At 29.2% G+C, this 23,501-nt stretch carries 20 protein-coding genes; 9 read left to right on the plus strand and 11 right to left on the minus strand.

Going from position 1 to position 23,501, the window contains the following annotated elements:
* Window positions 1–44 precede the first annotated feature (44 nt).
* Window positions 45–329 carry a rhodanese-like domain-containing protein gene (locus tag GYM72_RS01015; RefSeq protein ID WP_160542430.1) on the minus strand — a complete coding sequence of 95 codons (285 nt, stop codon included), beginning with the start codon at window positions 327–329 and terminating at the stop codon, window positions 45–47.
* 2 nt (window positions 330–331) lie between these two features.
* Window positions 332–2,350, minus strand: coding sequence for a M13 family metallopeptidase (locus tag GYM72_RS01020; RefSeq protein WP_220264392.1), 2,019 nt, complete (start codon window positions 2,348–2,350; stop codon window positions 332–334).
* A 156-nt stretch (window positions 2,351–2,506) separates the two neighbouring features.
* Here GYM72_RS01020 and GYM72_RS01025 point away from each other — a divergent pair, with 156 nt between their 5' ends.
* Both GYM72_RS01025 and GYM72_RS01030 read left to right on the plus strand, forming a co-directional pair.
* A complete protein-coding gene (locus tag GYM72_RS01025) occupies window positions 2,507–3,199 on the plus strand; it encodes a cell division ATP-binding protein FtsE (RefSeq protein WP_105297116.1) in 693 nt (230 codons plus the stop codon).
* 35 nt (window positions 3,200–3,234) lie between these two features.
* Window positions 3,235–4,131, plus strand: a complete 897-nt coding sequence (locus GYM72_RS01030) for a glycosyltransferase family 2 protein (protein WP_220264393.1) — start codon at window positions 3,235–3,237, stop codon at window positions 4,129–4,131.
* Here GYM72_RS01030 and GYM72_RS01035 read toward each other — a convergent pair.
* Window positions 4,116–5,243 carry a glycosyltransferase gene (locus GYM72_RS01035; RefSeq protein ID WP_220264394.1) on the minus strand — a complete coding sequence of 376 codons (1,128 nt, stop codon included), beginning with the start codon at window positions 5,241–5,243 and terminating at the stop codon, window positions 4,116–4,118. The two genes, GYM72_RS01030 and GYM72_RS01035, sit on opposite strands and share 16 nt — an antisense overlap.
* Window positions 5,244–5,315: 72 nt before the next feature.
* Here GYM72_RS01035 and GYM72_RS01040 point away from each other — a divergent pair, with 72 nt between their 5' ends.
* The gene (locus tag GYM72_RS01040) at window positions 5,316–6,461 is read left to right on the plus strand and encodes a glycosyltransferase (RefSeq protein WP_220264395.1); all 1,146 of its coding nucleotides are present in this window, start codon (window positions 5,316–5,318) and stop codon (window positions 6,459–6,461) included.
* A gap of 9 nt (window positions 6,462–6,470) precedes the next feature.
* The gene (locus GYM72_RS01045; protein WP_220264396.1) at window positions 6,471–7,715 is read left to right on the plus strand and encodes an oligosaccharide flippase family protein; all 1,245 of its coding nucleotides are present in this window, start codon (window positions 6,471–6,473) and stop codon (window positions 7,713–7,715) included.
* On the opposite strand, the gene GYM72_RS01050 is transcribed toward GYM72_RS01045, so the two are convergent.
* From GYM72_RS01050 to GYM72_RS01070, 5 genes are all read right to left on the minus strand, one after another.
* Window positions 7,712–8,401 carry an RluA family pseudouridine synthase gene (locus tag GYM72_RS01050; RefSeq protein ID WP_220264397.1) on the minus strand — a complete coding sequence of 230 codons (690 nt, stop codon included), beginning with the start codon at window positions 8,399–8,401 and terminating at the stop codon, window positions 7,712–7,714. The two genes, GYM72_RS01045 and GYM72_RS01050, sit on opposite strands and share 4 nt — an antisense overlap.
* A 67-nt stretch (window positions 8,402–8,468) precedes the next feature.
* Entirely contained in the window at window positions 8,469–9,284 is an 816-nt protein-coding gene (gene panB, locus GYM72_RS01055) for a 3-methyl-2-oxobutanoate hydroxymethyltransferase (protein ID WP_220264398.1), read from the minus strand.
* A 439-nt stretch (window positions 9,285–9,723) separates the two neighbouring features.
* Entirely contained in the window at window positions 9,724–10,545 is an 822-nt protein-coding gene (locus GYM72_RS01060; protein WP_220264399.1) for an undecaprenyl-diphosphate phosphatase, read from the minus strand.
* Window positions 10,542–10,835 carry a DUF3098 domain-containing protein gene (locus GYM72_RS01065; protein WP_105297124.1) on the minus strand — a complete coding sequence of 98 codons (294 nt, stop codon included), beginning with the start codon at window positions 10,833–10,835 and terminating at the stop codon, window positions 10,542–10,544. Before GYM72_RS01065 ends, GYM72_RS01060 begins: the two co-directional genes overlap by 4 nt.
* A 28-nt stretch (window positions 10,836–10,863) precedes the next feature.
* Window positions 10,864–11,763 (minus strand): ABC transporter permease, encoded by a 900-nt coding sequence (locus GYM72_RS01070; RefSeq protein WP_220264400.1) that lies wholly within the window; start codon window positions 11,761–11,763, stop codon window positions 10,864–10,866.
* Window positions 11,764–11,851: 88 nt separating this feature from the next.
* Between GYM72_RS01070 and rsmA the strand changes: the two genes are divergently transcribed.
* Together rsmA and GYM72_RS01080 are read left to right on the plus strand one after the other, a co-directional pair.
* Entirely contained in the window at window positions 11,852–12,616 is a 765-nt protein-coding gene (rsmA, locus tag GYM72_RS01075; protein ID WP_220264401.1) for a 16S rRNA (adenine(1518)-N(6)/adenine(1519)-N(6))-dimethyltransferase RsmA, read from the plus strand.
* A 26-nt stretch (window positions 12,617–12,642) separates the two neighbouring features.
* Window positions 12,643–12,915, plus strand: a complete 273-nt coding sequence (locus GYM72_RS01080) for a YHS domain-containing protein (RefSeq protein WP_255571523.1) — start codon at window positions 12,643–12,645, stop codon at window positions 12,913–12,915.
* A 92-nt stretch (window positions 12,916–13,007) separates the two neighbouring features.
* Here the strand turns inward: GYM72_RS01080 and GYM72_RS01085 are convergent, their stop codons facing one another.
* Both GYM72_RS01085 and vsr read right to left on the minus strand, forming a co-directional pair.
* Window positions 13,008–14,087 carry an HpaII family restriction endonuclease gene (locus tag GYM72_RS01085; protein ID WP_220264402.1) on the minus strand — a complete coding sequence of 360 codons (1,080 nt, stop codon included), beginning with the start codon at window positions 14,085–14,087 and terminating at the stop codon, window positions 13,008–13,010.
* Complete coding sequence (gene vsr / locus GYM72_RS01090; RefSeq protein WP_255571524.1) at window positions 14,081–15,763, minus strand: DNA mismatch endonuclease Vsr; 1,683 nt, start codon at window positions 15,761–15,763, stop codon at window positions 14,081–14,083. The genes GYM72_RS01085 and vsr overlap by 7 nt, the downstream gene beginning before the upstream one ends.
* Window positions 15,764–16,155: 392 nt before the next feature.
* On the opposite strand from vsr, the gene GYM72_RS01100 reads away from it, so the two are divergent.
* The 3 genes from GYM72_RS01100 (at window position 16,156) to GYM72_RS01110 (ending at window position 21,665) form a co-directional block, all read left to right on the plus strand.
* The gene (locus tag GYM72_RS01100) at window positions 16,156–17,493 is read left to right on the plus strand and encodes a cytochrome ubiquinol oxidase subunit I (protein ID WP_160542420.1); all 1,338 of its coding nucleotides are present in this window, start codon (window positions 16,156–16,158) and stop codon (window positions 17,491–17,493) included.
* Between the two features lie 3 nt (window positions 17,494–17,496).
* A complete protein-coding gene (locus GYM72_RS01105) occupies window positions 17,497–18,501 on the plus strand; it encodes a cytochrome d ubiquinol oxidase subunit II (RefSeq protein ID WP_220264403.1) in 1,005 nt (334 codons plus the stop codon).
* A gap of 83 nt (window positions 18,502–18,584) precedes the next feature.
* On the plus strand, window positions 18,585–21,665 hold the full coding sequence (locus GYM72_RS01110) for an exodeoxyribonuclease V subunit beta (RefSeq protein ID WP_220264404.1): 3,081 nt from the start codon (window positions 18,585–18,587) through the stop codon (window positions 21,663–21,665).
* Window positions 21,666–22,685: 1,020 nt separating this feature from the next.
* Here GYM72_RS01110 and GYM72_RS01115 read toward each other — a convergent pair.
* On the minus strand, window positions 22,686–23,465 hold the full coding sequence (locus GYM72_RS01115; RefSeq protein ID WP_220264405.1) for a hypothetical protein: 780 nt from the start codon (window positions 23,463–23,465) through the stop codon (window positions 22,686–22,688).
* Window positions 23,466–23,501 lie beyond the last annotated feature (36 nt).

The raw sequence follows: 23,501 nt of genomic DNA on the forward strand, positions 1-23,501 counted from the left end.
AGCGTTATCTCAAATATTTTGCCAAAGTATAAATTCAGGATAAATTAGGAATTTAACAATTGATTAATTTCTTTAAATCCACCGCCATTATATATATCATTAAATCCTTCTTTTTTGAGGTAGTTAACTATTTTTTCGGATCGTATTCCTGATCTGCAAAATACTATAAGTGGGGTAGAAAAGTTACGAATTTCTTCTATTTTAGATGGTATCTCATTCATAGGAATTAAAATAGCTCCTTCTACTTTTCCTTCTTTAATTAATTCTTCTTTTTCTCTTACATCCAGAAGGGTTGCCGAGCTTTTTTTCAAAAGTTCTTTTAGATCCATAATTACCAAATAATAATTCTTTCTTTTTTAGGTTTAAACATTTTATCTCCTTTTTGTACATTAAATGCTTTATAAAAGCCTTCAACATTTTCTAGAGGCGCAATCGCTCTATAATAACCCGGAGCATGTGGATCTGTTTTAATTTGGTTAACTAAAGCTTCTTCCTTGGATTTGGTTCTCCATATGGTTGCCCAAGATATAAAATATCTTTGTTGCGGTGTAAAATTATCAATTTTACCGGGATTACCTTTTTCTTTTAAATAAATTTGTAAGGCATCATAAGCAATGGCAACTCCGCCTAAATCTGCTATATTTTCACCTAATGTTAATTTTCCGTTTATATGTAGACCCGGAATGGGTTCATAAGAGTTATATTGTTTTTCAAGTGCTTGAGTAGCTTTCTCAAATTTTTCTTTATCCTCAGGTGTCCACCAATCTTTTAAATTTCCATCTCCATCAAATTGAGAACCGCTATCATCAAATCCGTGAGATATTTCATGGCCGATTACGGCTCCGATTCCACCAAAATTTATTGCTGCATCTGCTTTATAATCATAAAATGGAGGCTGTAAAATAGCTGCCGGAAATACAATTTCATTATAAGAAGGATTATAATAGGCATTTACTGTTTGAGGAGACATCAGCCATTCGGTTTTATCAACCGGTTTACCTATTTTGTCTTTATCTCTCTCGTAATTAAATACAATAGCATTTAATTTATTTTGAAAATAAGATCCACCTTCTTTTACAGATTTTATTTCTAGCTTAGAATAGTCTTTCCATTTATCCGGATATCCAATCTTAACCGTAAACTTGTTTAGCTTATCTAAGGCTTTTTGTTTGGTAGGATGTGACATCCAAGTTAAATTATTAATATGGATGGCAAAAGATTTTTTTAGATATTCAATCAATTCATTAGCGTTTCTCTTAGCTTCTTCAGGAAATACTTCAGCTACGTAAAGTTTACCAAATGCTTCACCAACTAAAGAATTGATACTTGTAAGAGCGCGTTTTTCCATTGATCTTTGCTCTGATTGCCCTCCCAATGTTTTATTATAAAAATCAAAGTCTATATCATCCAATTCCTTGGTTAAGCTATTGGCAGCAGATCTTACAATATTTATTTTTATATAATCTTTTACTAATGAAAGGTTTTGTGGAGTAAGATTATTATCTAGGTTTTCAAAATATTTTTTTTCGGGAATAATAACTGTATCTACACGTACTCCCAGTTTTGTCAAATAATCCGTTAAATTTATATTTTTGGATAATTCGGATAAACTTGTAAATGAATAAGGATTATTTTGAAGTTGTGCGTTTCTAATTTGCTCTACCGTTAAGAGATTAGAAGCTAATTGTTTCTCGAAAGCAACAATAGCAGAAGCGGTTTTATCCGGTTGTTTGTGTCCGATTACCTTTAATAATTTTGATAAATAGATTGTATAATCCTGTAATGTTTTTAAGGATTTTTCATCATTTTTTTGATAATAATCTCTTCCCAAACCTAAACTTACATCTCCTAAATATACCGCATTTTTATTGCTGTTATTTAAATCGGATTGAACGCTGTATTCATAAAAAGGATTCATTTCTAACGGAGTGAATTCGATAAGTAAATTTTGTAAGTCCGTGAGGTTTTTAACTCGGTCCACTTTTTTTAAATAAGGTTGAATAGGAGCTATGCCTTGTTTGTTTCTAGCATCCATATCCATGAATGAACTAAACAAATCTTTAATTTTTTGTCCTTCAGAACCTTTAGGATAATTTTTATTATTTGATTTTTTTAGAATCGTAAGTGATACAGAATCTGTAAATTCACGTAATTGGTCAAAGCTACCCCATCTGGAACGGTCAGGAGGAATTTGAGTAGTTTTCATCCAATTTCCGTTAACATAGTTATAAAAATCGTCTTGCGGTCTTACTTTCTTATCCATGTACTCTTCATTAATTGCATGTTTTTGAGCAAATACTCCGGTAAAAGGCAGCAGCGCAGTTGCAATAAATAATATTAAATTTTTCATTATTAAAAATTAATTCTCAATCAAAAATAGTTAAAAATAGTCATATAAGCTATTTTTAACAAAACTTTAAAATGAAGTAAAATAAGCAATATATTTTAAATTGTTATTTTTGTGAAAATTAATTCTCTTTTATAAATACTTATACAACTTTTACTAATGAGTGAGCCTATTTTGTACTTAAGAAATGCTAATATTTATCAAAAAAACTTTTTAGTTCTAAGTCATGTTAACATGAGCTTAGAAAAGGGTGAATTTTATTATCTTATTGGTAAAACAGGTAGTGGAAAAAGCTCATTGTTAAAAATTTTATATGGAGACATTCCTTTGCTTGAGGGACAGGGTAAAGTAGTTGATATTGATTTGGTTTCCTTGAAAGATAGTGAAATTCCTACATTAAGAAGGAAGTTAGGTATTGTATTTCAAGATTTTCAATTATTAACGGATAGGAGTGTAGAAAAGAATTTATTGTTTGTTTTAAAAGCGACCGGATGGAAAGACGCGTATGCCATCAATGAAAGGATTGAGGAGGTTTTACAAAGTGTTGGAATGGCAACAAAAAAACATAAAATGCCGCATGAACTTTCCGGAGGTGAACAGCAACGGGTAGCTATCGCAAGAGCTTTATTAAATCATCCGTCCTTAATTTTGGCAGATGAGCCGACCGGAAACTTGGATCCTGAAACTTCTAATGAGATTATGCTGTTACTTAAAGGCATTGCACAACAAAATAATTGTACCATATTAATGGCTACTCATGATTATTCGATGATTAAGAACTTTCCTGCAAAAACTATTAAATGTGAAAATGGAAAGATTTATCATGGTGATTCCAATGATCTTTTTATTTAAATTATATTAATTGAAATTATAATATTTAATCTTCTATGATTTCAATTCTTGTTCCGGTTTATGATTATTCTATTATAAATTTAGGTAAAGAATTGGTAAAACAAGGATCAGAATTAAACGTACCCTATGAGGTACTTTTTCTTGATGATGCCTCTGTCAATCATGAAGTCACTAAAAGTAATCAATTATTTTGTGCAAAAAACAATCTTACTTATATCATTTCCGAAGAAAATTTAGGAAGAGCTAAAGCCCGTAATTTTTTAGCACAAAAAGCTAACTATGAATGGTTAATATTCATGGATTCCGATGTTATGCCGGCTACTTCATCGTATCTTAAAACTTTTGTTTCATCTATTCATTGTGAAAGCCATGTTTTAAGCGGGACTATATTATATAGGAGGAATTTGGAACAAACTATTCAGAAGTCTTTACGTTGGAAATACGGAGTTACTTATGAAGAAACTTCTCTAAAAAAAAATTCTGGTAACTCAAATTATCTCTATTTAAAAACAGCTAATATAATGATTAGAAAAAGTATTTTTCCTTCCATTCCTTTTCCTGTTTTAGAACGCAATTATGGATATGAAGATACAATGTTTGGGTTAACCTTAGAAGCAAATACTATTAAACTTGAATTAATAGAAAATCCTGTTTATCATGAGGGAATTGAATCGAACCATATATTTTTAAACAAAACGGAAGAAGCTATTAAAAATTTATCAAGTTTAATACAACATGATGAAATACTATGTAAAAAAATCAGACTTGCAAAAGTATATTTTCAAATAAAAAAAGTGAACGGCGTTAAATTCGTTACCTACTTATTTAAAAAAAATCGTGGTTTAATGAAAAAGAATTTATTGTCCGAAAATGCTGATTTAAAAATTTTTCAATTATACAAAATAGGGTATTTGTGTTATTTACTCGCCTGATTGAAAATATTTAACAAGGTTGATTCCTGTGCTTCCCAATTGTATTTTATTGAAGTTTTTTCCAAGTTATTTTCATAATGTTTTTTTCCTCTAGAAAGTAATAATTTTATTTTTTCTGAAATTTCAATCGCTGAATGATTGGTAATAACTTCACCAATTTGATTTTCATTTATCATATTTTTTATTTCCGGGAGATACGTTCCTAGAACGGGTATTTTAGCATAAACATAATCAAATATTTTATTGGGGAGAGCATAACGATAACTTAGGCCCCCGTCTTCTTCCAGACTTATCCCTAACTCAGCTTTAGGAGTTATTAATTTTAGTTGTTCGGGTGAAATTTCTCCTAAGAAATAAATTTTATGATCTAAACGTAATTCTTTGCATAAATTTTCGAATGTGTTTTTTAATGGGCCATTACCAATAATCCATAATTGTGCATTTTCAATATATTTCATGGCTTCTATCATTTTATCAATACCTCTGCAGTAATTAATGGCTCCTTGGTATACTATAATTTTCTTATTACATGGGGTTTTAGGTAATTTAGTATGAATATCTTTATTCTTGTCGGATACAGTAGCGATGATTGGAACATTTTTAATTATAATAGGGCGATTGCTGTATCTTTCTTCAAAAAAATCTGCATAACCTTCACTAACGGTATAAAAATATTCAATTTTGGGTATAAGATATTTTTCCAGTATTCTCCAAAATTTTTGTGCATATCTTCCTTGTACGGACGGCAGCTCTGAGTATATTTCATGACTATCAAAGACTAAAGGAATTTTTCTAAATTTTGAAACTAAATAATTAGGCAAAAGAGAATCCAGATCGTTAGCTAATAATATGGTGTGTTTATCGGATTGAAATAATAGTTTCCAGAATAATTTAAAATTAAATTCCGCAAATAATAAAAATTTTCTTTGAAAGATAAGATGGAATCGGTGAAAAGAATAGGGTCTATTTAATGGGGGCTTTCCATATAAATTAGTACCGATAATTGAAATTTCGTAACCATTTTTATATAAAGAATTGCAAACCTTTTCTACTCTTTGATCCGTAGCTATATTATTAATTACAGAAACTAATACTTTTTTTCGTTGAGTCATTTTAATTAACAAAAATAATAAATTAATTATCTGGATAAAAATAATATATTTGTAGTTTGTTCTCTTTTACTGATGCGACAAAAATTACATATTCTTTTTTTACCTTATTGGTTTCCTTCCAAAAAAAATCCTAAAAATGGTAATTTTATCTTACGACATGCTCAAGCGGTTGCAACAATACATAAGGTAAGTATTCTTTATGTTGAAAGAGATGAACGGTTAAAAAATGAATTTGAAATTACTACGGATAAAGAACAAAATTTATTTATTTTAAAAATTTACTATAAAGGAAGTTCTTATAAACTTATTAATTACGTAAAAAAATGTCAAGCCTATATAAAAGGTTTAGGGATAATAGAAAAAGTAGATTTACTTCATATTCATGTCTTACATTATTATGCTATTCTTGCTTATTATTTTAAGATGAAGAAGAACTTAAATTATGTCGTTACAGAACACTGGTCGCGTTGGCTCACAAACAATTCTAGTCTGTCTTTCAAACTTTATTATCTACTAATGAAACTGATTTGTTCTAAAGCAAGTTGCCTGATACCCGTAACTAAAGATTTGGAGTTAAACATGAAAAATAAAGGAATTAAGGGGAAATTTAATATAGTTCCAAATGTGGTAAATACGGAAATTTTTAAACCATTAGATATAAAAACGAAAAAAAATGAATTTCTTCATATTTCGAATTTAAACAATGAATACAAGAATATTACAGGTATTTTAAATGTAGCTAAAAGATTAGCAGATTCAGGATATAGATTTACACTTCAAATAGGAGGGGATGGAGATAATACTCATATAAAAGAATTTATAAAAAATAATAAGCTGGAAGAATACATTTTTACTTTTAACTCTTTATCTGAAGTTGAGGTTTCGGATAAAATGAAGAATGCGGATCTATTAGTCATGTTTAGTAATACTGAAAGTCAACCGTGTGTAATTAATGAAGCTTTTTCGTGCGGTTTACCGGTAATTTCGACTAATGTAGGAGGAATTTCTGAGTTGTTTCCTGAAAATTTTGGGATTCTTATAGAAAAAGGTAATGAGGATCAATTGTATGAAGCAATGGAAAAATGTATTACGGGTAAAGTAGAATTTGCTGAAGCTGATGTTATGCATCAATTTTCTGATAAGCATTTTAGTATAAAAAGTATAGCCAAAAAAATGGATCAAATATATATGAATGTTATGCTCAAATACACTAAATAGATACTACCAATGATAAAAAGTTTATCATCTTTTTTACTTGAATTCCAAAAAAATAAAGGAGGATATATTGCTATATCTCAAGTAGTAAGTAAATTGGCTATGGTAAGTAATTCGTTTTTTATAGTTAGAATTCTTACCAAAGAGGAATTTGGATCGGTTACATTAGCCTTGTCCATTTTATCTTTTCTTATGCCCTTTATAAATATGGGAAGTCAAAATGCATTACTTCGTTACGGCTCATTATTTTCCGACAATAAGGAAAAGGATAAATTAAGTATTTATAATTTTAAAGTAGGCAATAAGCTCAATAGTATCACCATATTTTTATTTCTTATTATTTGCCTGTTGTTTGCTACAAAATATAACTATCTAATAATAATTTCATTACTATTAAGCTTACGTTTCGTCAGTCTTTCCTTTTTTTATCAAATACGCATAGATTTTCAAATACGTGATAATAATTATGGATATGCAATGACGGATATGATCTTTAATGTTAGCACATTAGTAGTTTCTTTATTGTTTAGCTTTATATTTGGAGTTTATGGATATGTTGTTTCATTATCCATTTCATGTATTTTTTTATATTGCTTCCTTAAGAAATATAGTAAGTCTAAAGAAAATACGAAACTTCCCGTATCTAAAAAAGAATTTTGGAAGTATTCAATAGGTAGTTCCGTAGCTAATTTTTTACATACTTCTATTTCATCGATAGATACTTTTATGGTAGGATATTTTCTTTCGGCAGTTAGTATTGCAGAATATAGAATTTCATCTATCATTCCTTTTAATTTATTCTTTATTGCTCAAATGTTTATAGTAACAGATTATCCTAAATTTGTAAAGAACTTTAACAACAAAAAGTATTTTCAAACCTATATGAAAAATTATTTTATAATTTTTTTTGGTTTGGGAAGTGTGTTTATATCGGTATTTTTTTTATTTGGAGATTTTATAATTAATTTATTATTTGGAAGTAATTATCAGGCAAATACGGCCTTTTATATTCTTATGATTGCTTCGGTTTTTTCTTTACTCGTATTGATTCCTTTTGGAAATATTTCAGCAGCATTAGGGTTACTAAGAAAGAATATTTATGCTTCCGTAGGAGCTATTATGATTCAGCTAATTGTAGGAATATTTTTGATTCCTCACTATGGAATAGCAGGAGCAGCAATGGCAACCGGTTTAGCGTATATATTTTCAGGATTTTACAATATGAGTACTGTATATTTATATTTTAAAAAACTCTAATTTTCAAAGCTTTTCCATAAATTATCATTTTCCGGAACAGGAGCCTCCAGTACAATCTTTTCCTTCTTAATCGGATGAATAAATTCAATTTTTCTGGCTAATAGATGAATGCTGCCATCAGAGTTGGAACGATCAGCACCGTATTTTAGATCTCCTTTGATTGGACATTTAATTGCACTGAGTTGTGCTCGTATTTGATGATGTCTTCCTGTTTCCAAATCGATTTCCAATAATAGGTAATGGTCAGATTTTTTTATTATTTTATAAGTTAGAATGGCCTCTTTGGAACCGCTTTGAGCACTCGATGTATTAAAAATAATTGCCTTATTATTCTTTTCATTCTTCTTTAAATAGTGAACTAACTTTTGTGTTTCAGGAATTTCATTTTTTTTTACTACTGCCCAATATGTTTTTTTAATTTCTCTTTTCTTGATCATTTCCGTCAATCGAGTAAGGGCTTTACTGGTTTTTGCAAATATAACAATGCCGGAAGTAGGACGATCAATGCGATGAACAAGTCCGGCAAAAACATTTCCGGGTTTGGAATACTTTTGCTTAATATAAGATTTTACCTCATCTAATAATGAAATATCACCGGTCTTGTCTCCTTGAACGAGCTGACCGGCTTTTTTGTTTATAATGATGATATGATTATCTTCAAAAAGTATTTGATTATCAGTAAGCATATTTTTAAAAAAATAATTCCAATAATTTAAGAAACTAAAATTTTATATCCTTAAATAGGTGAAAAATTTAAAAGCTTTCTTCTTTACTTGGAAATTCTTGGCTTTTTACATCTTGAACATAATTTGAAACGGCTTCAACAATTTGTTCATGCAGATGTAAATATTTTCTGGCAAATTTAGGTTTGAAATTTTTATTTAAGCCTAGTAAATCATGAATAACTAAAACTTGACCATCTGTAACATTTCCTGCACCGATACCAATAGTAATAATATCTAATTCATTGGTTACCTTTTCTGCTAATTGAGCCGGTATTTTTTCTAATACTAGTGAAAAACACCCTATTTCCTCTAATAATTTAGCGTCGGAAATTAGTTTATCCGCTTCGGCATCTTCTTTCGCTCTTAACTTGAAAGACCCAAATTGATGAATAGATTGAGGAGTTAAACCTAGATGTCCCATAACGGGAATACCGGCTTTAACAATGGCTACTATAGAATCTTTTATTTCAATTCCTCCCTCCATTTTTATTGCGGAAGCACCGGTTTCTTTCATAATTCGAACGGCAGAATGATAAGCTTGTAAAGGATCGGATTGGTAGGTACCGAAAGGTAAATCTACAACTAATAAAGCTCTTTTAATTCCTCTTGATACACATTGGGCATGATAAATCATTTGATCCAACGTTATAGGCAACGTGGTTTCATATCCTGCCATTACATTAGCTGCAGAATCGCCAACTAAAATAGCATCTATTCCGGCTTCATCTGCAAGACTTGCCATAGTGTAATCATAAGCAGTTAACATAGATATTTTTTCTCCCGAAACTTTCATTTTTTTGAAAGTTTCAGTAGTTATCTTTTTAAATTCCGAGTGTATTGACATTATTATTAGTTTTTGGTAAATTTATGATAATATTAATTAAAAAGTATTTTTTAAGCTTTATCTTGTATATAGTTTATTATATTATAAGATATTTATAAACTCTAAAAATATATAACATCTGTTAAATTTATGATTGCAAATTACATTCCTTAACTGAAAAATAAATAATAATAAAGTGTGATTATTGAGAATATCGAACTTCAGGTAATTTTTGAAGATTATATAATTTGGTTTTTAATAAGGTATAAATTTAAACTAAAATAAGCAATTGTGTTTATCCCAAACAAAATATTTAATTTACTATTAAAATATAGAAAAATAAAAACAGTTAAATATTAATGCGAAGTAGTAGAACTATATAGTATTTAAATAAACATAAAATCTTAAATTCAACTTTTTTAAATTGTAAGTAAATATTTAATAAATAAAACTCAAAATTTTAAGCTTTTTGGAAGTAAATAAAATATATCAATAATAAAGAACCTATAATAATTCTGTACCAGCCCCAAATTTTAAATCCGTATTTTTTAATCACTCCAACAAAAAATTTAATAGCAAAAATTGCTACTACAAAGGCAACAAGGTTTCCTAAAATAAATAGCCACATTTGATTACTATTTGAAGCCAATAGTTCATACCCTTTCATGCTGATTCCATTTTCTTCCCATGTTTTTAATGTAAGAGAATATACGGTAACCGCCAGCATAGTTGGAACTGCCAGAAAAAAAGAAAATTCAGCGGCAACCTCCCTGCTTAATTTTTGTTGCATTCCGCCAATAATTGAGGCTGCAGATCGGCTGGTACCCGGCATCATTGCTAAACATTGCCAAAAACCTATAATTACAGCATGTTTAATTGAAATATCCTCTTCTTTAAGTATAGTAGGATTTTTAAAAAAACGATCTACAAACAGAAGTATAAATCCGCCAACAACTAAAACGATGGCAATAGGAATGGGTTTTTCTAAAATAGCATCAATTTTCTCATTAAATAATTTACCTAAAATTAAAGCAGGAATTACAGCACATATTAATTTCGAATAAAAATTTAATCTTTTAAAATCGAAAAATTTTTTCCAATATAAAACAACAACTGCTAAGATTGCGCCCAGTTGAATACAATATTCAAACATTTTTACAAAGTTATTTTCTTGTATTCCTAAAATGGAACTGGTAAAAATCATATGGGCAGTGGAGGAAACAGGTAAATATTCTGTAAGACCTTCAACAATAGCAATAATGATCGCTTCTAACGTATTCATTTAGAGTTCTTTTTTGGATTAGAATAAGTCATGATTGAATAAATTTCCACTAAAAACCCAAGAACAATAAGAATTGGGGCCAGTCGAATTCTTCTGAAACTAAAAATATCTTCGTTCCAGTTATTCTTATCATAAACTCCATTAACAGTATTCGCATCCGGTCCTGTCATCAAAATAAGACCTAGAGCAATTAAACCCAAACCGATAAACATAAATGTATAATTTCTTTTTCCAAATAAAAAAGGTTTATCAGATTCAGAATATATATTTTTTGATGGTTGATCTTTCATAAAATTAAATTTTCAGCCAATTTAAGAATTATGAATAATATAGATCATCAATTTTAAGTTTTAAATATCTCCAAGTTGCAAACCATGTACTAACCGTTGTAATCAAAATTCCAATAAGCAAAATAAATAAAGACAAGATAATATGGTTAGAATAATCTACAATTGGCGGAAGAATATTATAACGGATAAGCATATAATTTACGGCGAATAAAAGAACTAAGGCTATTGCAGATCCTATGGCTCCTAAAATTACCGATTGAATTAAAAAGGGTTTCATAATGAAAAAACGCTTTGCACCCACTAATTGCATGGTTTTGATTATAAATCTTTTAGCGTAAATTTTCAATCGAATGGAATTATTAATTAATGAAATGGCAATTAATAAGATTATACCGGCAAGTATGGAAATACCTAAGGTAATTTTTCGAACTCCTTTATTCATCTGAGTCAATAAATTACTGTCGGATTTTACCTCATCAACTAAAACATTTTTTTGAATTTGTTTTTTTATAGTTTCAATATGTACGGAATCAGTATATTCCGGTTTTAAAGCGATAGTAATGGAAGCCGGAAATATATCTTCTTCGAAAAGAGATTGAGAGTCAACTCCTAAATCTTTTTTTGCGGTATAAGTTGCTTGTTCTTTAGATATATACTTAGCCTTTTTTACGTAGGGATTTACTTGTATACTGTCAAGATAATTTAGTTGGGCTTTTTCATTTTTTATTAGATTATTTTTATTTCTGTCGTTTTTAAAGAAAACTTCAATCACCATTTGTTCTTTCAAATAATCAATATAAGAATTGGCATTAATTACAATCATGCCAATGATTCCAATTAAAAATAAGACTAGAGAAATACTGATGACTACAGTAATGTTAGAAGAACGCAATCTTCCCTTATTTAGCTTGTCTGTTTTATTGGCCATATTTTTATTAAATATTCGCTAAAATATAAAAACTTCATTTATTTTAGTGTAATTTTGGATATAAATTATTGTTAAAATAAAGATACAATTGAAAGTTAAACCTAAAAAGCATTTAGGGCAACATTTTCTAAATGATCAGAACATCGCCTCAAAAATAGTAGATTCATTAAGCTATCATCCGTATGACTTAGTGTTGGAAGTTGGTCCGGGTATGGGAGTTCTGACTCAGTTTTTACTTCAAAAACAGGTGAAAGTATATGTTGCTGAAATTGATAAGGAATCTGTAGATTATTTAAAAATAAATTATCCTCAACTGGAAAACAATATCGTAGGTGATTTTCTTAAGTTAGAATTTGAGGAATTATTTTCAGATAATTTTGCTGTAATTGGTAATTTTCCCTACAACATTTCTTCACAAATTGTTTTTAAGATTTTAGAAAATAAACATAAAATACCTGAAATGGTTGGAATGTTTCAAAAAGAAGTAGCAGAAAGAATTGCCGCTCAAAAAGGAAATAAAATTTATGGTATATTATCCGTTCTAACCCAAGCATATTATAACGTAGACTACCTATTTACTGTTCATGAAAATGTATTTACACCACCTCCCAAAGTTAAATCGGCAGTTATACGCTTAAAACGATATAGAGATAAAATTGAGGGTATAGATGATAAATTCTTTTTTAAGTTAGTAAAGGCAGGTTTTAATCAAAGACGGAAAACACTGAAAAATGCATTAAAAGTTTTAAACATTCCTCAACATCTTGAATCCCATGAATTTTTAAATCTACGCGCCGAACAATTATCCGTAGAAAATTTCATAAATTTAGCTCGATTATGGAGTTCAACTTAAAACATCACATTTAAAATTCCTAACTAATGAAAAAAAATATAAAATTTATCGCACTCAATATAATTGTAATGACGTGGATGACTTCTTGTGAGCTTAAGAATAATAAAAATACTAGCAAAGAAGAAATACTCTCCAATGTAAAAGTTGTGAATGAAGTAGATCCTGTATGTAGTATGTCTACCCATGAAAATTTAAAAGATACCTTAAATTATCAAGGTAAATTATATGGTTTTTGCAGTTCACATTGTAAGGAAGAATTCAAAAAAAATCCGGGAAACTATTTGTCTAAAAATGAGTAAATTATTTTTTCTAAATTTTTATTAATACAATTGATATTAAAATTTTAAAACGTTAATTTTTATAGGTAGCGAAATAAATATAATAAGGTAAATTATTTTAAAAATCTAATTTGTAAATTTAAATTAAATAATAGATCTTTATCATGTTTATAGATAAATCCAAAGCCATGTCTTGAACTACTTGCTGTTTCTAATTTAGTATTATTTAATAAATAATCTTCGAATTCATTTCTATTATATATATGATAACATAAAATGTCTCCATTATCTTTTACAATTAAATAGCCTCCGGTAGCATCAAAAGTTCCTGTCCAAACTTTAGAAGGCACCATACCTAATGCAATATCATTAAGAAAACGTTTAATTTTATAAGAGTAATAAGGATGTTTTGATGAAATATCAAATTTTAATGGATTAAGTTTTGAAATTTTATCAACTAATTCTTTTACATTGCTAATTTTTGTAGTATAATATAAAAGTAACATATCACTTAACAAAGTAGGTAAATAAGTATCAATTAATTTTAAATTGTTGTCAAATGTGCGATTTTCAGGATGTTGAAATTCTAAAATTCCATTTTTCTTTATAATAGCGTTTATTCTATCCATAATTTTACTTCTGGAAGAAATTGAATTGATAACTTTTATATCATTATCAGAAAGAGAGGTATTTGTTATTTTATAAATAAAATTTGTCGTTTTTCCTGCATTTAACAAAGTAGACGCACCACCAAGTTGAGACTTAATGCTAAATCCTAATACAGGCTGAGTTCCGGTATTCATATCATGAATAATGATTTGTATGTCACTTTTAACGGAAGAGCTGGCTTTAATTGAACGACATTTAAAATTATTAATAAATTCCTCTGTTTCTTCATGAGAAAATGAAGAACCGGCAGCATTTTTTAAATATGATAATAAACTAGATGCTTTTTTATGAAATTCAATAATTGGAATTTTAAATTCTTCCAATCCGTATTTTATTAAAACTAGTGTGTCTTTATATGAAAATTCATAAGTTCCATTAGTTTCAGTACGTAAGACTTTAACTATTGGAAATATAAGTCGCTCAATTCTATTTAAATTTTTATCTCCTGCATAAAGTTTTCCATCACCAATAATTTTGAGAAGTGTATATATTTCACTCCATTCTCCTTTATTACCTGTTAGCATTTTATCTTCAATTTTAATAAAATTTCACGTGCAGTTGCTTGAATTGCAGGTATAGCAACAGAATTACCGAATTGTTTATAAGCGGAAGCATCTGCCACCGGAATAAGATAGTTGTCAGGAAACCCTTGTAGTCTTGCCCACTCTCTGGGGGTCATTTTTCGGATGCCTTCGCGATTAACTTCTCCCTTTATCTTAGTAGTCGGAGTAAAATCGGTTATTCTATCATCAATAACTAAATTACGTTCTCTGCCCATCCCCCCCACGACAATTGCATTTGCAATACCATCATCCGGAATAATTTCATAACCAAAACCGTTACCTTTGCCTTTATGTCTTGCTTTATGGTCTTTCAATGTTTGCAAGTATTGAGTAGACAAATAAAATTTTGTGGGAACGACGTTCTCTTCTTTTACATCTGCAAATGTTTTAGTTTCATCAGTTGTAGCAGGGTACGTAAAATTATTTATTTTTAAGTCCGGATGGAAACCAACAATATAAATACGTTCTCTATTTTGAGGAACTCCAAAATTTTTAGCATTTACAATTTGTGGTTCAGGTACATAATAACCTAAATCCTCACGTAAAACGTTAAGTATTGTCTTTAAAGTCTTTCCCTTATCGTGGTTGCGAAGCCCTTTAACATTTTCAAGAAAGAAAGCTTTTGGTTGTTTTGTTTTGATTATTTCAGCAACATCAAAGAAAAGTGTACCTCTTGTATCTTCAAACCCACCTCTTTTTCCTGCTATTGAAAAAGCTTGACACGGAAAACCGGCACACAGGATATCAAATTTATCCGGAATATATGCTTTGATTTCTGCTTTTGTTATATCTCCAAATGGAACTTCTCCAAAGTTAGCTCTATATGTTCGTTGAGCGGATTTATCCCATTCGCTTGTAAATACGCATTTTCCTCCCAAATTTTGGAGTGCTAGTCTAAAACCACCGATTCCGGCAAATAAATCTATAAATTTGAATTTTGGCTTGTTGATCGGTAAAAATGGTACATTTAAAGTATTAAATATACCATACTGTAATGCTTTTTCAGCTACTTTGTTTGTAATCGTTTCTTCAGGATATTTTACTTGCAAAATATTTTTAGTGGTCTCAATAGCTTCTTTCTTGTATAATTTAGAGATATTATTAGTACTATTATGAATATAATGTGTTAATATCGCCTCTCGATTAGATTCCGGTTCAAACAAGCAAATTTTTACATTTTTTCCGTTGATTTCTTCCAGCGATATTTTTTTTTGAAAATTCATTTTTGAATAATTTAAGACGTTCTCTATTTCAGAGACACAAAATAACAAATTTTTATTAATATGATCTCCCCAAAAACGAAGAACTGTCCAGCCTTGTTTTTTTAATTCTTTATTAACTTCTTTATCTCTTTCTATGTTTCTTTCAATTTTTTTATGCCAAAACTCTTGATTAGATTTATGATCATGTTTGTGTTTATCCCAATCCTTTCCGTGCCAAAATTCACTATCTACAAATATGGCTATTTTATATTTTTTAAATGTTAGATCTGGTTTTCCAAACACGGATTTATCATTTTTACGATAACGATAACCACGAGCAAATAAAGCTTTAGCCAGTGTATTCTCAATTTTTGAGCCTGTAGATTTTACAGCTTGCATATTTCTTCGTCTTTGCTCCTTAGTTAATTTGTCCATAGTTACAAAATTACTAATTTAATTTTCTATGTTTAATTAATGGTATAATAATGAATTATCTTGATTAAATATGACTTAAACTCTAATTATAACAAAGGATATTTTAAATAATTATAATATGGCTGATTGAAAAATTTTAAAAATTAATTTTCGGCATAATTTTTTAATAAAAAATAATGATTTGTTTAACAATAATGAATATGTGTTGTTTTTTATAATAAGTGAAAGCAACTATGATAATTATGCTAAAAAAATATAATTATATAAATATCTTAATTAATTTATTGTTATATAATGATAAAATAAATCATGACTTATAGTAAAACTTTTTATTAAATGATTTTAAAAGTTAAGAATTATTATAAATTTGCACCCTTTAATTTGTTTTTTCGATGAATGATTTTATTGCTGCTCGATCGCAGATGGCAGTTTCATTAGGATTCCATATCATATTTTCATGTATAGGTATGGTTATGCCTTTCTTTATGGCAATTTCACATTATAAATATTTAAAGACCGGAGATGAAGTATACAAAGGTCTAACAAAGGCTTGGAGTAAAGGAATCGCAATATTATTTGCAACCGGAGCGGTTTCAGGTACCATGCTTTCATTTGAATTAGGATTGCTATGGCCTGAATTCATGAAACATGCAGGTCCAATTTTTGGAATGCCTTTTTCTTTAGAAGGTACTGCCTTTTTCGTAGAAGCTATAGCTATAGGATTCTTTCTTTACGGTTGGAATAAATTCAACCCTTGGTTTCACTGGTTAACAGGATTATTAGTTGGAATTAGCGGATTGTCATCAGGTATACTGGTTTTAGCAGCTAATGCTTGGATGAATAGTCCCGCAGGGTTCGACTATGTTAACGGAAACTATATAAACATAGACCCTGTAAAGGCAATGTTTAATGACGCTTGGTTTTCTCAGGCATTACATATGATAATAGCCGCATTTGTGGCTACCGGATTTGCCGTAGCCGGAATGCATGCATTCATGATCTTAAAGAAAAAGAATATCGAATTTCATAGTAAAGCATTTAAAATTGCTGCCACTTGTGCATGTATTGCAGCTTTGATTCAACCTTTAAGTGGAGATATCTCTGCGAAAGATGTAAGCAGAAGACAACCGGAAAAGTTGGCGGCCATGGAAGCACACTTCCATACAGAAGCCCCGGCCTCATTTATTTTAGGAGGTATTGTTAATGAAAAGGAAGAAAGAGTTGATTACGCCATAAAAATACCCGGTTTATTAAGTTTTTTAGCTTATGGAAATGTAAAAGATCCGGTTAAAGGAATCACTGATTTTCCCAAAGACGATAGACCGCCCGTGGCAATTACGCATTATTCCTTTCAAATCATGATTATATTAGGTGTGGCATTAATGATATTGGCGGTTATCTATTTATTGGCAAGATTCAAAACTAAAAAGTGGCTTACAAAAAAATGGATTTATAAATTATTTGTAATAGCTACCCCCTTGGGATATATAGCGCTGGAGGCGGGATGGACCGTAACGGAAGTTGGACGTCAACCGTGGATTATTTATAAAGTAATGAGGACAGCTGATGCCGTAACACCTATGCCCGGAATAGCATATTCATTCTATTTATTCACAGCTATTTTTATTTCTTTATCAGCCATTGTAATTTTCCTTTTATATAGGCAAATGAAAATGGTTCCTATATTATATGACGCAACGGATAAGAATTATAAACCTAATAAGAAGTAGAGTATGTTTTATTTATATGTAGTAATCTTTTTCCTCTGGACAGCGATCGCTTTGTATTTATTATTAGGAGGTGCAGATTTTGGAGTTGGAATTTTAGAATTATTCAGCAAACACAAAAATGAAAAAAGGATTGAAAAAATCATGTATGAAGAAATGGGTCCCGTATGGGAAGCTAACCATATGTGGTTGATCATTGTAATTGTAATTCTTTTTGTAGGGTTTCCTGATATTTATTCGGTACTATCAACCTATTTACATATACCTTTACTATTAATGCTTATAGGTATAATTGCCAGGGGAACTGCCTTTTCTTTTCGAAATTACGATGCGGTTAAAGATCATTGGCAATTTGTTTATAATAAAATATTTAGATATTCCAGTGTAATCACGCCTTTTTTCTTAGGTATAATTGCAGCAGCAACGGTTTCCGGAACTATTGATGTAGAACCTACCGATTTTATGAATGCTTATATTTGGAGTTGGCTTACTCCGTTTGGATGTGCGCTGGGTGTTTTCACTTGCAGTATTTGTGGATATTTGGCTGTTTCCTATTCATTGTCTCAAGTTAAAAATTTTGATGATCGTGAATATTTATCTAAAAAACTTACTATATTTTTATTTGTAGTGGTGATTACCGGAGGTTTAGTATTTGTATGTGCTTATTTTTCACATGTTCCTTTAATTCAATGGATATTTGGAGAAACAGTCGGATGGATTGCGGTAATTTTAGCAACCGTTTCTGTTTTTGGAACTCTATATGCATTGAAAGAAAAAAAATATTCTTGGATAAGAGTATTAGCAGGATTTCAGGTATTAACCATATTGTTTGCGGTAACCTACCGGCATTATCCTAATTTAGTTATATTAAAACAGGGTAGTCTATCTTTAATTGAAGACCAATATATACATAAAACTATTGCAATGCTTGCATGGGCACTAATGTTAGGAAGTATTTTTATACTTCCGGGAGTATTCCATTTAATTTATTCATTTCAAAAAAGAAGATAGAGAAAAGCTTTATTAAGTTATAAAATTCCATACTATTAAGGATTTAACTAATTTTGTTAAATCCTTTTTTAATTTTCATCTGAATGAGTTCAAGCTATACGATATACAATGCATCTGCAGGTGCCGGGAAAACATTTACTTTGGTGAAAAATTTCCTTTGTATCTTGTTGCAAAATGATTCCGTAGAGTCTGTGCGTTCCATAGTAGCAGTAACTTTTACCAATAAAGCAGCTAATGAAATGAAAACGCGCATACTTACATGGTTGAAGGATTTTTCAGATGAAAAAAATTATCAATCGAATTTAGTTTTACAGCAAATATCTCAAGAACTGAATATAGATATATCTCTTTTACATCAGCGATCGTATAGGGCCTTATCCTATATCTTACATCATTATTCATTATTTTCCATCAGTACCATTGATAAGTTTAATTTACGATTGATGAAGGCATTTACCAAAGAATTGGGGTTGTCGTATTCGTTTGCGGTGGAACTGGATTCTTCGGAATATCTCAAACAGTCAATTGATGAATTAGTAGATGAATTAGGAACAGATAATCCTTTTGCTGAGGTTATTTTAAATTATATATTTTGGAAATTCGAGAACGAATCATCTACAGATATTAGAAAGGAATTATTGACTTCCTCACAAAATTTTTTAAAAGAAAAGAATCTGGAACAGATTAATTCTTTGACTTCTAAAGAGATTGAAGATTTTAAAAAATTGAATCAGTTGATAAGTAGGCGAGTACAGGAAAATTATACCTTAATACAAAAAATAGCCGATGAAATTATAGCGTTATTTGAATCTAGCGGTTTAGAAGTAGGAGATTTTTATCAAGGAGCGAGAGGTATGGCCGGATTTTTTTATAAAATGCAGGATTCGAGCAAAATACTTAGTATAAACTTATCTTCTTCTTATTATAAAGCTTTTTGTGAAGAAGAAAAATATGCAAAATCAAAATCGATTCATGAAGAAGATATAAAGGGTATTGCACCGCAAATTATTGAGGCATTTTATAAAATAAAACAAGCAATCATTAGAATTAAAGTAGATGAATCTGTTCGTAAAAATCTAATTACGATTGAATTACAATCTGAAATTAATCGATTTTTACACAGACGAAAAACAGAAAATGATGTAGTATTTCTATCAGATGTAAATCCTATTATAGGAACTCATTTAAAAGAGGAACCGGTAGCCTTTATATATGAAAAATTAGGGGGGAGATACAATCACTACTTTATAGATGAATTTCAAGACACCTCACAACTTCAATGGAATAATATAATTCCTTTGTTAGATAATGCAAAAGTATCAGATGGAAATACAATTACTTTGGTTGGTGATCCCAAGCAAGCCATTTATAGATTTCGTTCGGGAAATCCTGAAATATTAATCGATCTTATAGCAAATGCAAAAGACAAAGACATTCATGTAAAAACTTTGCAGAATAATTTCAGAAGTTTGCCCAATATTGTTGATTTTAATAATACCTATTATCAATTTTTATCTACTTATTTAGTAAATAATCCCGAATATTCTTCATTATTTGGAGTCCATGCACAGCAAATCTCCCACTTATCCAAAGGGGGAAGGGTACAGGTATCATTTATATCTCCAAAAGAAGAAAATCTCTTAGAAGAAAGAATTGTTGAAATAATTGAAGAGTCTTTACAGAATGGTTTTGATTTTAAAGATATAACTATTTTAGTAAGAAATAAAAAGCATAGTGTTTCCATTGTAGATAAAATTGCAGAAAAAGGTTATCCTATTTTAACAGAAGAAGCATTATTAGTTGTATCGTCCCCTGAAATCCAAGCTCTTATTTATGCTTTACAATGGATTTCTAATCCTGAAGACAAAGAAAATTTGGTGAGAATGCTCCATCTTCTTTTTACCATAGGTAGAGCGGAATTTGAAGATTTTACAGAAGAAATTTGTAAAATAAAAGATTTGGATTTTGACGATATTATTAATTGGTTTAAAGAAAAATTGAATATTTCTTTGCCTTATCAACAAATATATAATTTAAGCTTCTATGATTATGTAGAAGAATTTATTAATTCTTTAGGGTTTGGAGAGAAAGAAGATTTATATATTTCTGCCTTATTGGATATGATAGTTCAGTTGGAAAAGAACGGAGTTATAAGTTTACAAGAATTTTTAGAATATTGGGAATTAAAAAGCCCGGGATTATCCATACGATTTCCCGATAATCGAAATGCCATCCAGATCATGACTATACATAAATCTAAAGGATTGGAATTTCCAATTGTAATTTATCCTATGATCGATAGCAATTCTAGAAAAGAAGAATATTGGTTTCCACTTGATAAAGACTTATATAATGGATTTGATAAGTTTTACACATCTTCAAAATCAGGCTTAGATGATACCGGTGATAGTATAAAAGAGGTGGTAACTACCCGAGAATTTGAAAATAAGATAGATGAATTATGTATACAATATGTTGCAACCACACGGGCGTCACAACAATTATTTTTATTGGAAGAAAGAAAAGATAAATTAAGTTCGTTGGGTGAATTTTTAATTCAGCAAGGGAAATCTGCAGAAGGAATAGTTGAGCTTTATCCTTCTCCCGATTTTAAGAAAAATAATGAAAAAAGCGCAAAAAATATTGTTCAAGAAGAAAAAATACAATGGACCTCTGAAAGATGGAATTCTAAAATAAAAGTAAGTTCCGAGGCTCATAAATTTTATAGTGAGGAAAATGAAGACATTCAATACGGTAATAGTATACATGCTATTTTAGCAGAAATTAATTCGCCGGAAGATCTGCCACTGGTAATTAAAAAATTAACTTTGACGGGATTGATTCCAATCGGTCAGGAAGCAGAAATTGAAAAAATAATACAAAAAGTTATATCCAGTCCACAATTAAAAGATTTTTTTTCAAAAGGGATCACTGTATATCAAGAACGGGAAATAATATATGAAGGAAAAATTTACCGCCCCGATCGAATCATAGAACAGCAAGATTCATTAACACTTATTGATTTCAAAACGGGTGAAAAATTAACCGGTCATAAAAAACAAATTTCGCTATATGAAAAAGCTTTAGTTGGAATGAATAAAAAAGTTGCAAGTAAATTATTGGTATATATTTCTTCAGATGATGTGGAAGTGATATATGTTTGAACTTAAACAAGAGTTTATTTCATATTACATTAATTGAAATAATTTTTTAAAAAACTAATTCAACTTTTTTATGAAATAAACTATGAAATACTTATTAAGTAACTATCCCATATTTCATCGAATTCCGTAATAAGAATATTATTTTAATTTTTAATAATAATTTGTCAAAGCACTCAGATAAATTAAATTGTCATTGGGTAGTCCGTATAAAGTAGAATACAAATAGAAAGGATTTATAGAGTAAGTAAAATAAAAAGTTTTTATTTTGTATTTATAACATGATTTTTGTGCGTATTAAACAAATATTTTTTAGAATATGTTAATTGTTTTATGTTATATTATTATATTGGGTAGAAATTTAAAATTTATATTTTTATGGAGAATATAAAATCTGATCTAAACATTAAATGCCCTAATTGTGGGAGTAGTAATATTTACGTTCATACTAAAAAACAATTTGGATGGGGAAGAGGTTGTCTTCTAGCTATTATCTTTTGGCCATTAATATTTTTAGGTTTTACTAAAAATGGAAAAGTAGAAAAAGTTTGTTTAGATTGTAATAAAAAATTCTGAGACTTATTTTGTAGATATTTGATTAATAAAGGGTACAGTGGTCATGTTCAAAAGAATCTTCTAGCTTTGATGGTTAAATCAAGGGAGTATTTTATAATAATATTACGATCTCATCGATTACTTGTTTTAACTTATTTATTAATCTTTATGTTTAACTTATAACAAAAAATTTTAATTATTATATCCAGCTTTGAATATGCTTGTAAAAACTATTAAAATTAAATATCGTAATGGCTCTAGATTTTTAAATAAGATAACTTGAAAAGGTAGATATATAAAGCAAAAAGCTACATTATAAATGTAGCTCATAAGTAATTATATAATCATTTTTAGTGTTAGTTAATGCAATAAATTTGAGAATAATATTTTATTTTTTATTACTTTCAATAATAAATTTCATAAAATTAAGATTTAAGAGGATATATATTTAAAAGGGTAAATCTTGATTTATTTAGCAATTATGTAATTAATAATTATTTCATCTGTATTATTAAGAATAATTTTTGTAGGATAATCAGGATGTAAGTCTTTATTATATTCATATCTATAAACAGTTCCCTTATTATCACCGGTAATATTATTAACCAGATTGTAAGTGAATGGAAAATTTCCTTCAAATGCTGCAAATAACCAATGAGGAGTTTTTACGTTGTTCATCAAGCCTTTTAAGATATCATAAGTATAAATAGTAGTATCAAATTGAATTAAATTTCCGTATTTGTCGTATTTGAAAAGATGGGTTTGTACGTCTTTTGGATCTACTATTTTTAATAGTTTATCGCCTGAAACAGTTAATGTTCTTGTATAAGGCTCAATTTCAGGATATCCGGGAGGAGGATTTGTTTTAAAACTTCTATGCTCTAGTATAATACCGGGTTTGGTATATTCATAAGAATACAAATAAGTCCCTTGGGCGTTTTCGGTAGTAACGGTATAAACTTTTCCATTACTTTCATTATAAGAGATCATATGGATATTAGTTATCGAATCAGAGATAGACGATTTAATATTTATTAATCTATTCAAATTATCGTATTGCATCGAAGTAGTTACAGTTACTTTATTCCCCGTATTTTTATCTATTTCAGTTTTTATATATTCTGAAGGTAATAATCCTTTATGATTATCAAATTCATGATTAGGATAGGGTTCAAAATTTTCATCTCCACAGGAGAAAAAAATGAAGAAACTAAAAAAACTAAATATTAATAGGTTCGTATACCTCATACAGGATTTTTTTTCAAATATAATATATTTGTATTT

The sequence above is a fragment of the Apibacter sp. ESL0404 genome, assembly GCF_019469245.1.
Classification (GTDB): domain Bacteria; phylum Bacteroidota; class Bacteroidia; order Flavobacteriales; family Weeksellaceae; genus Apibacter.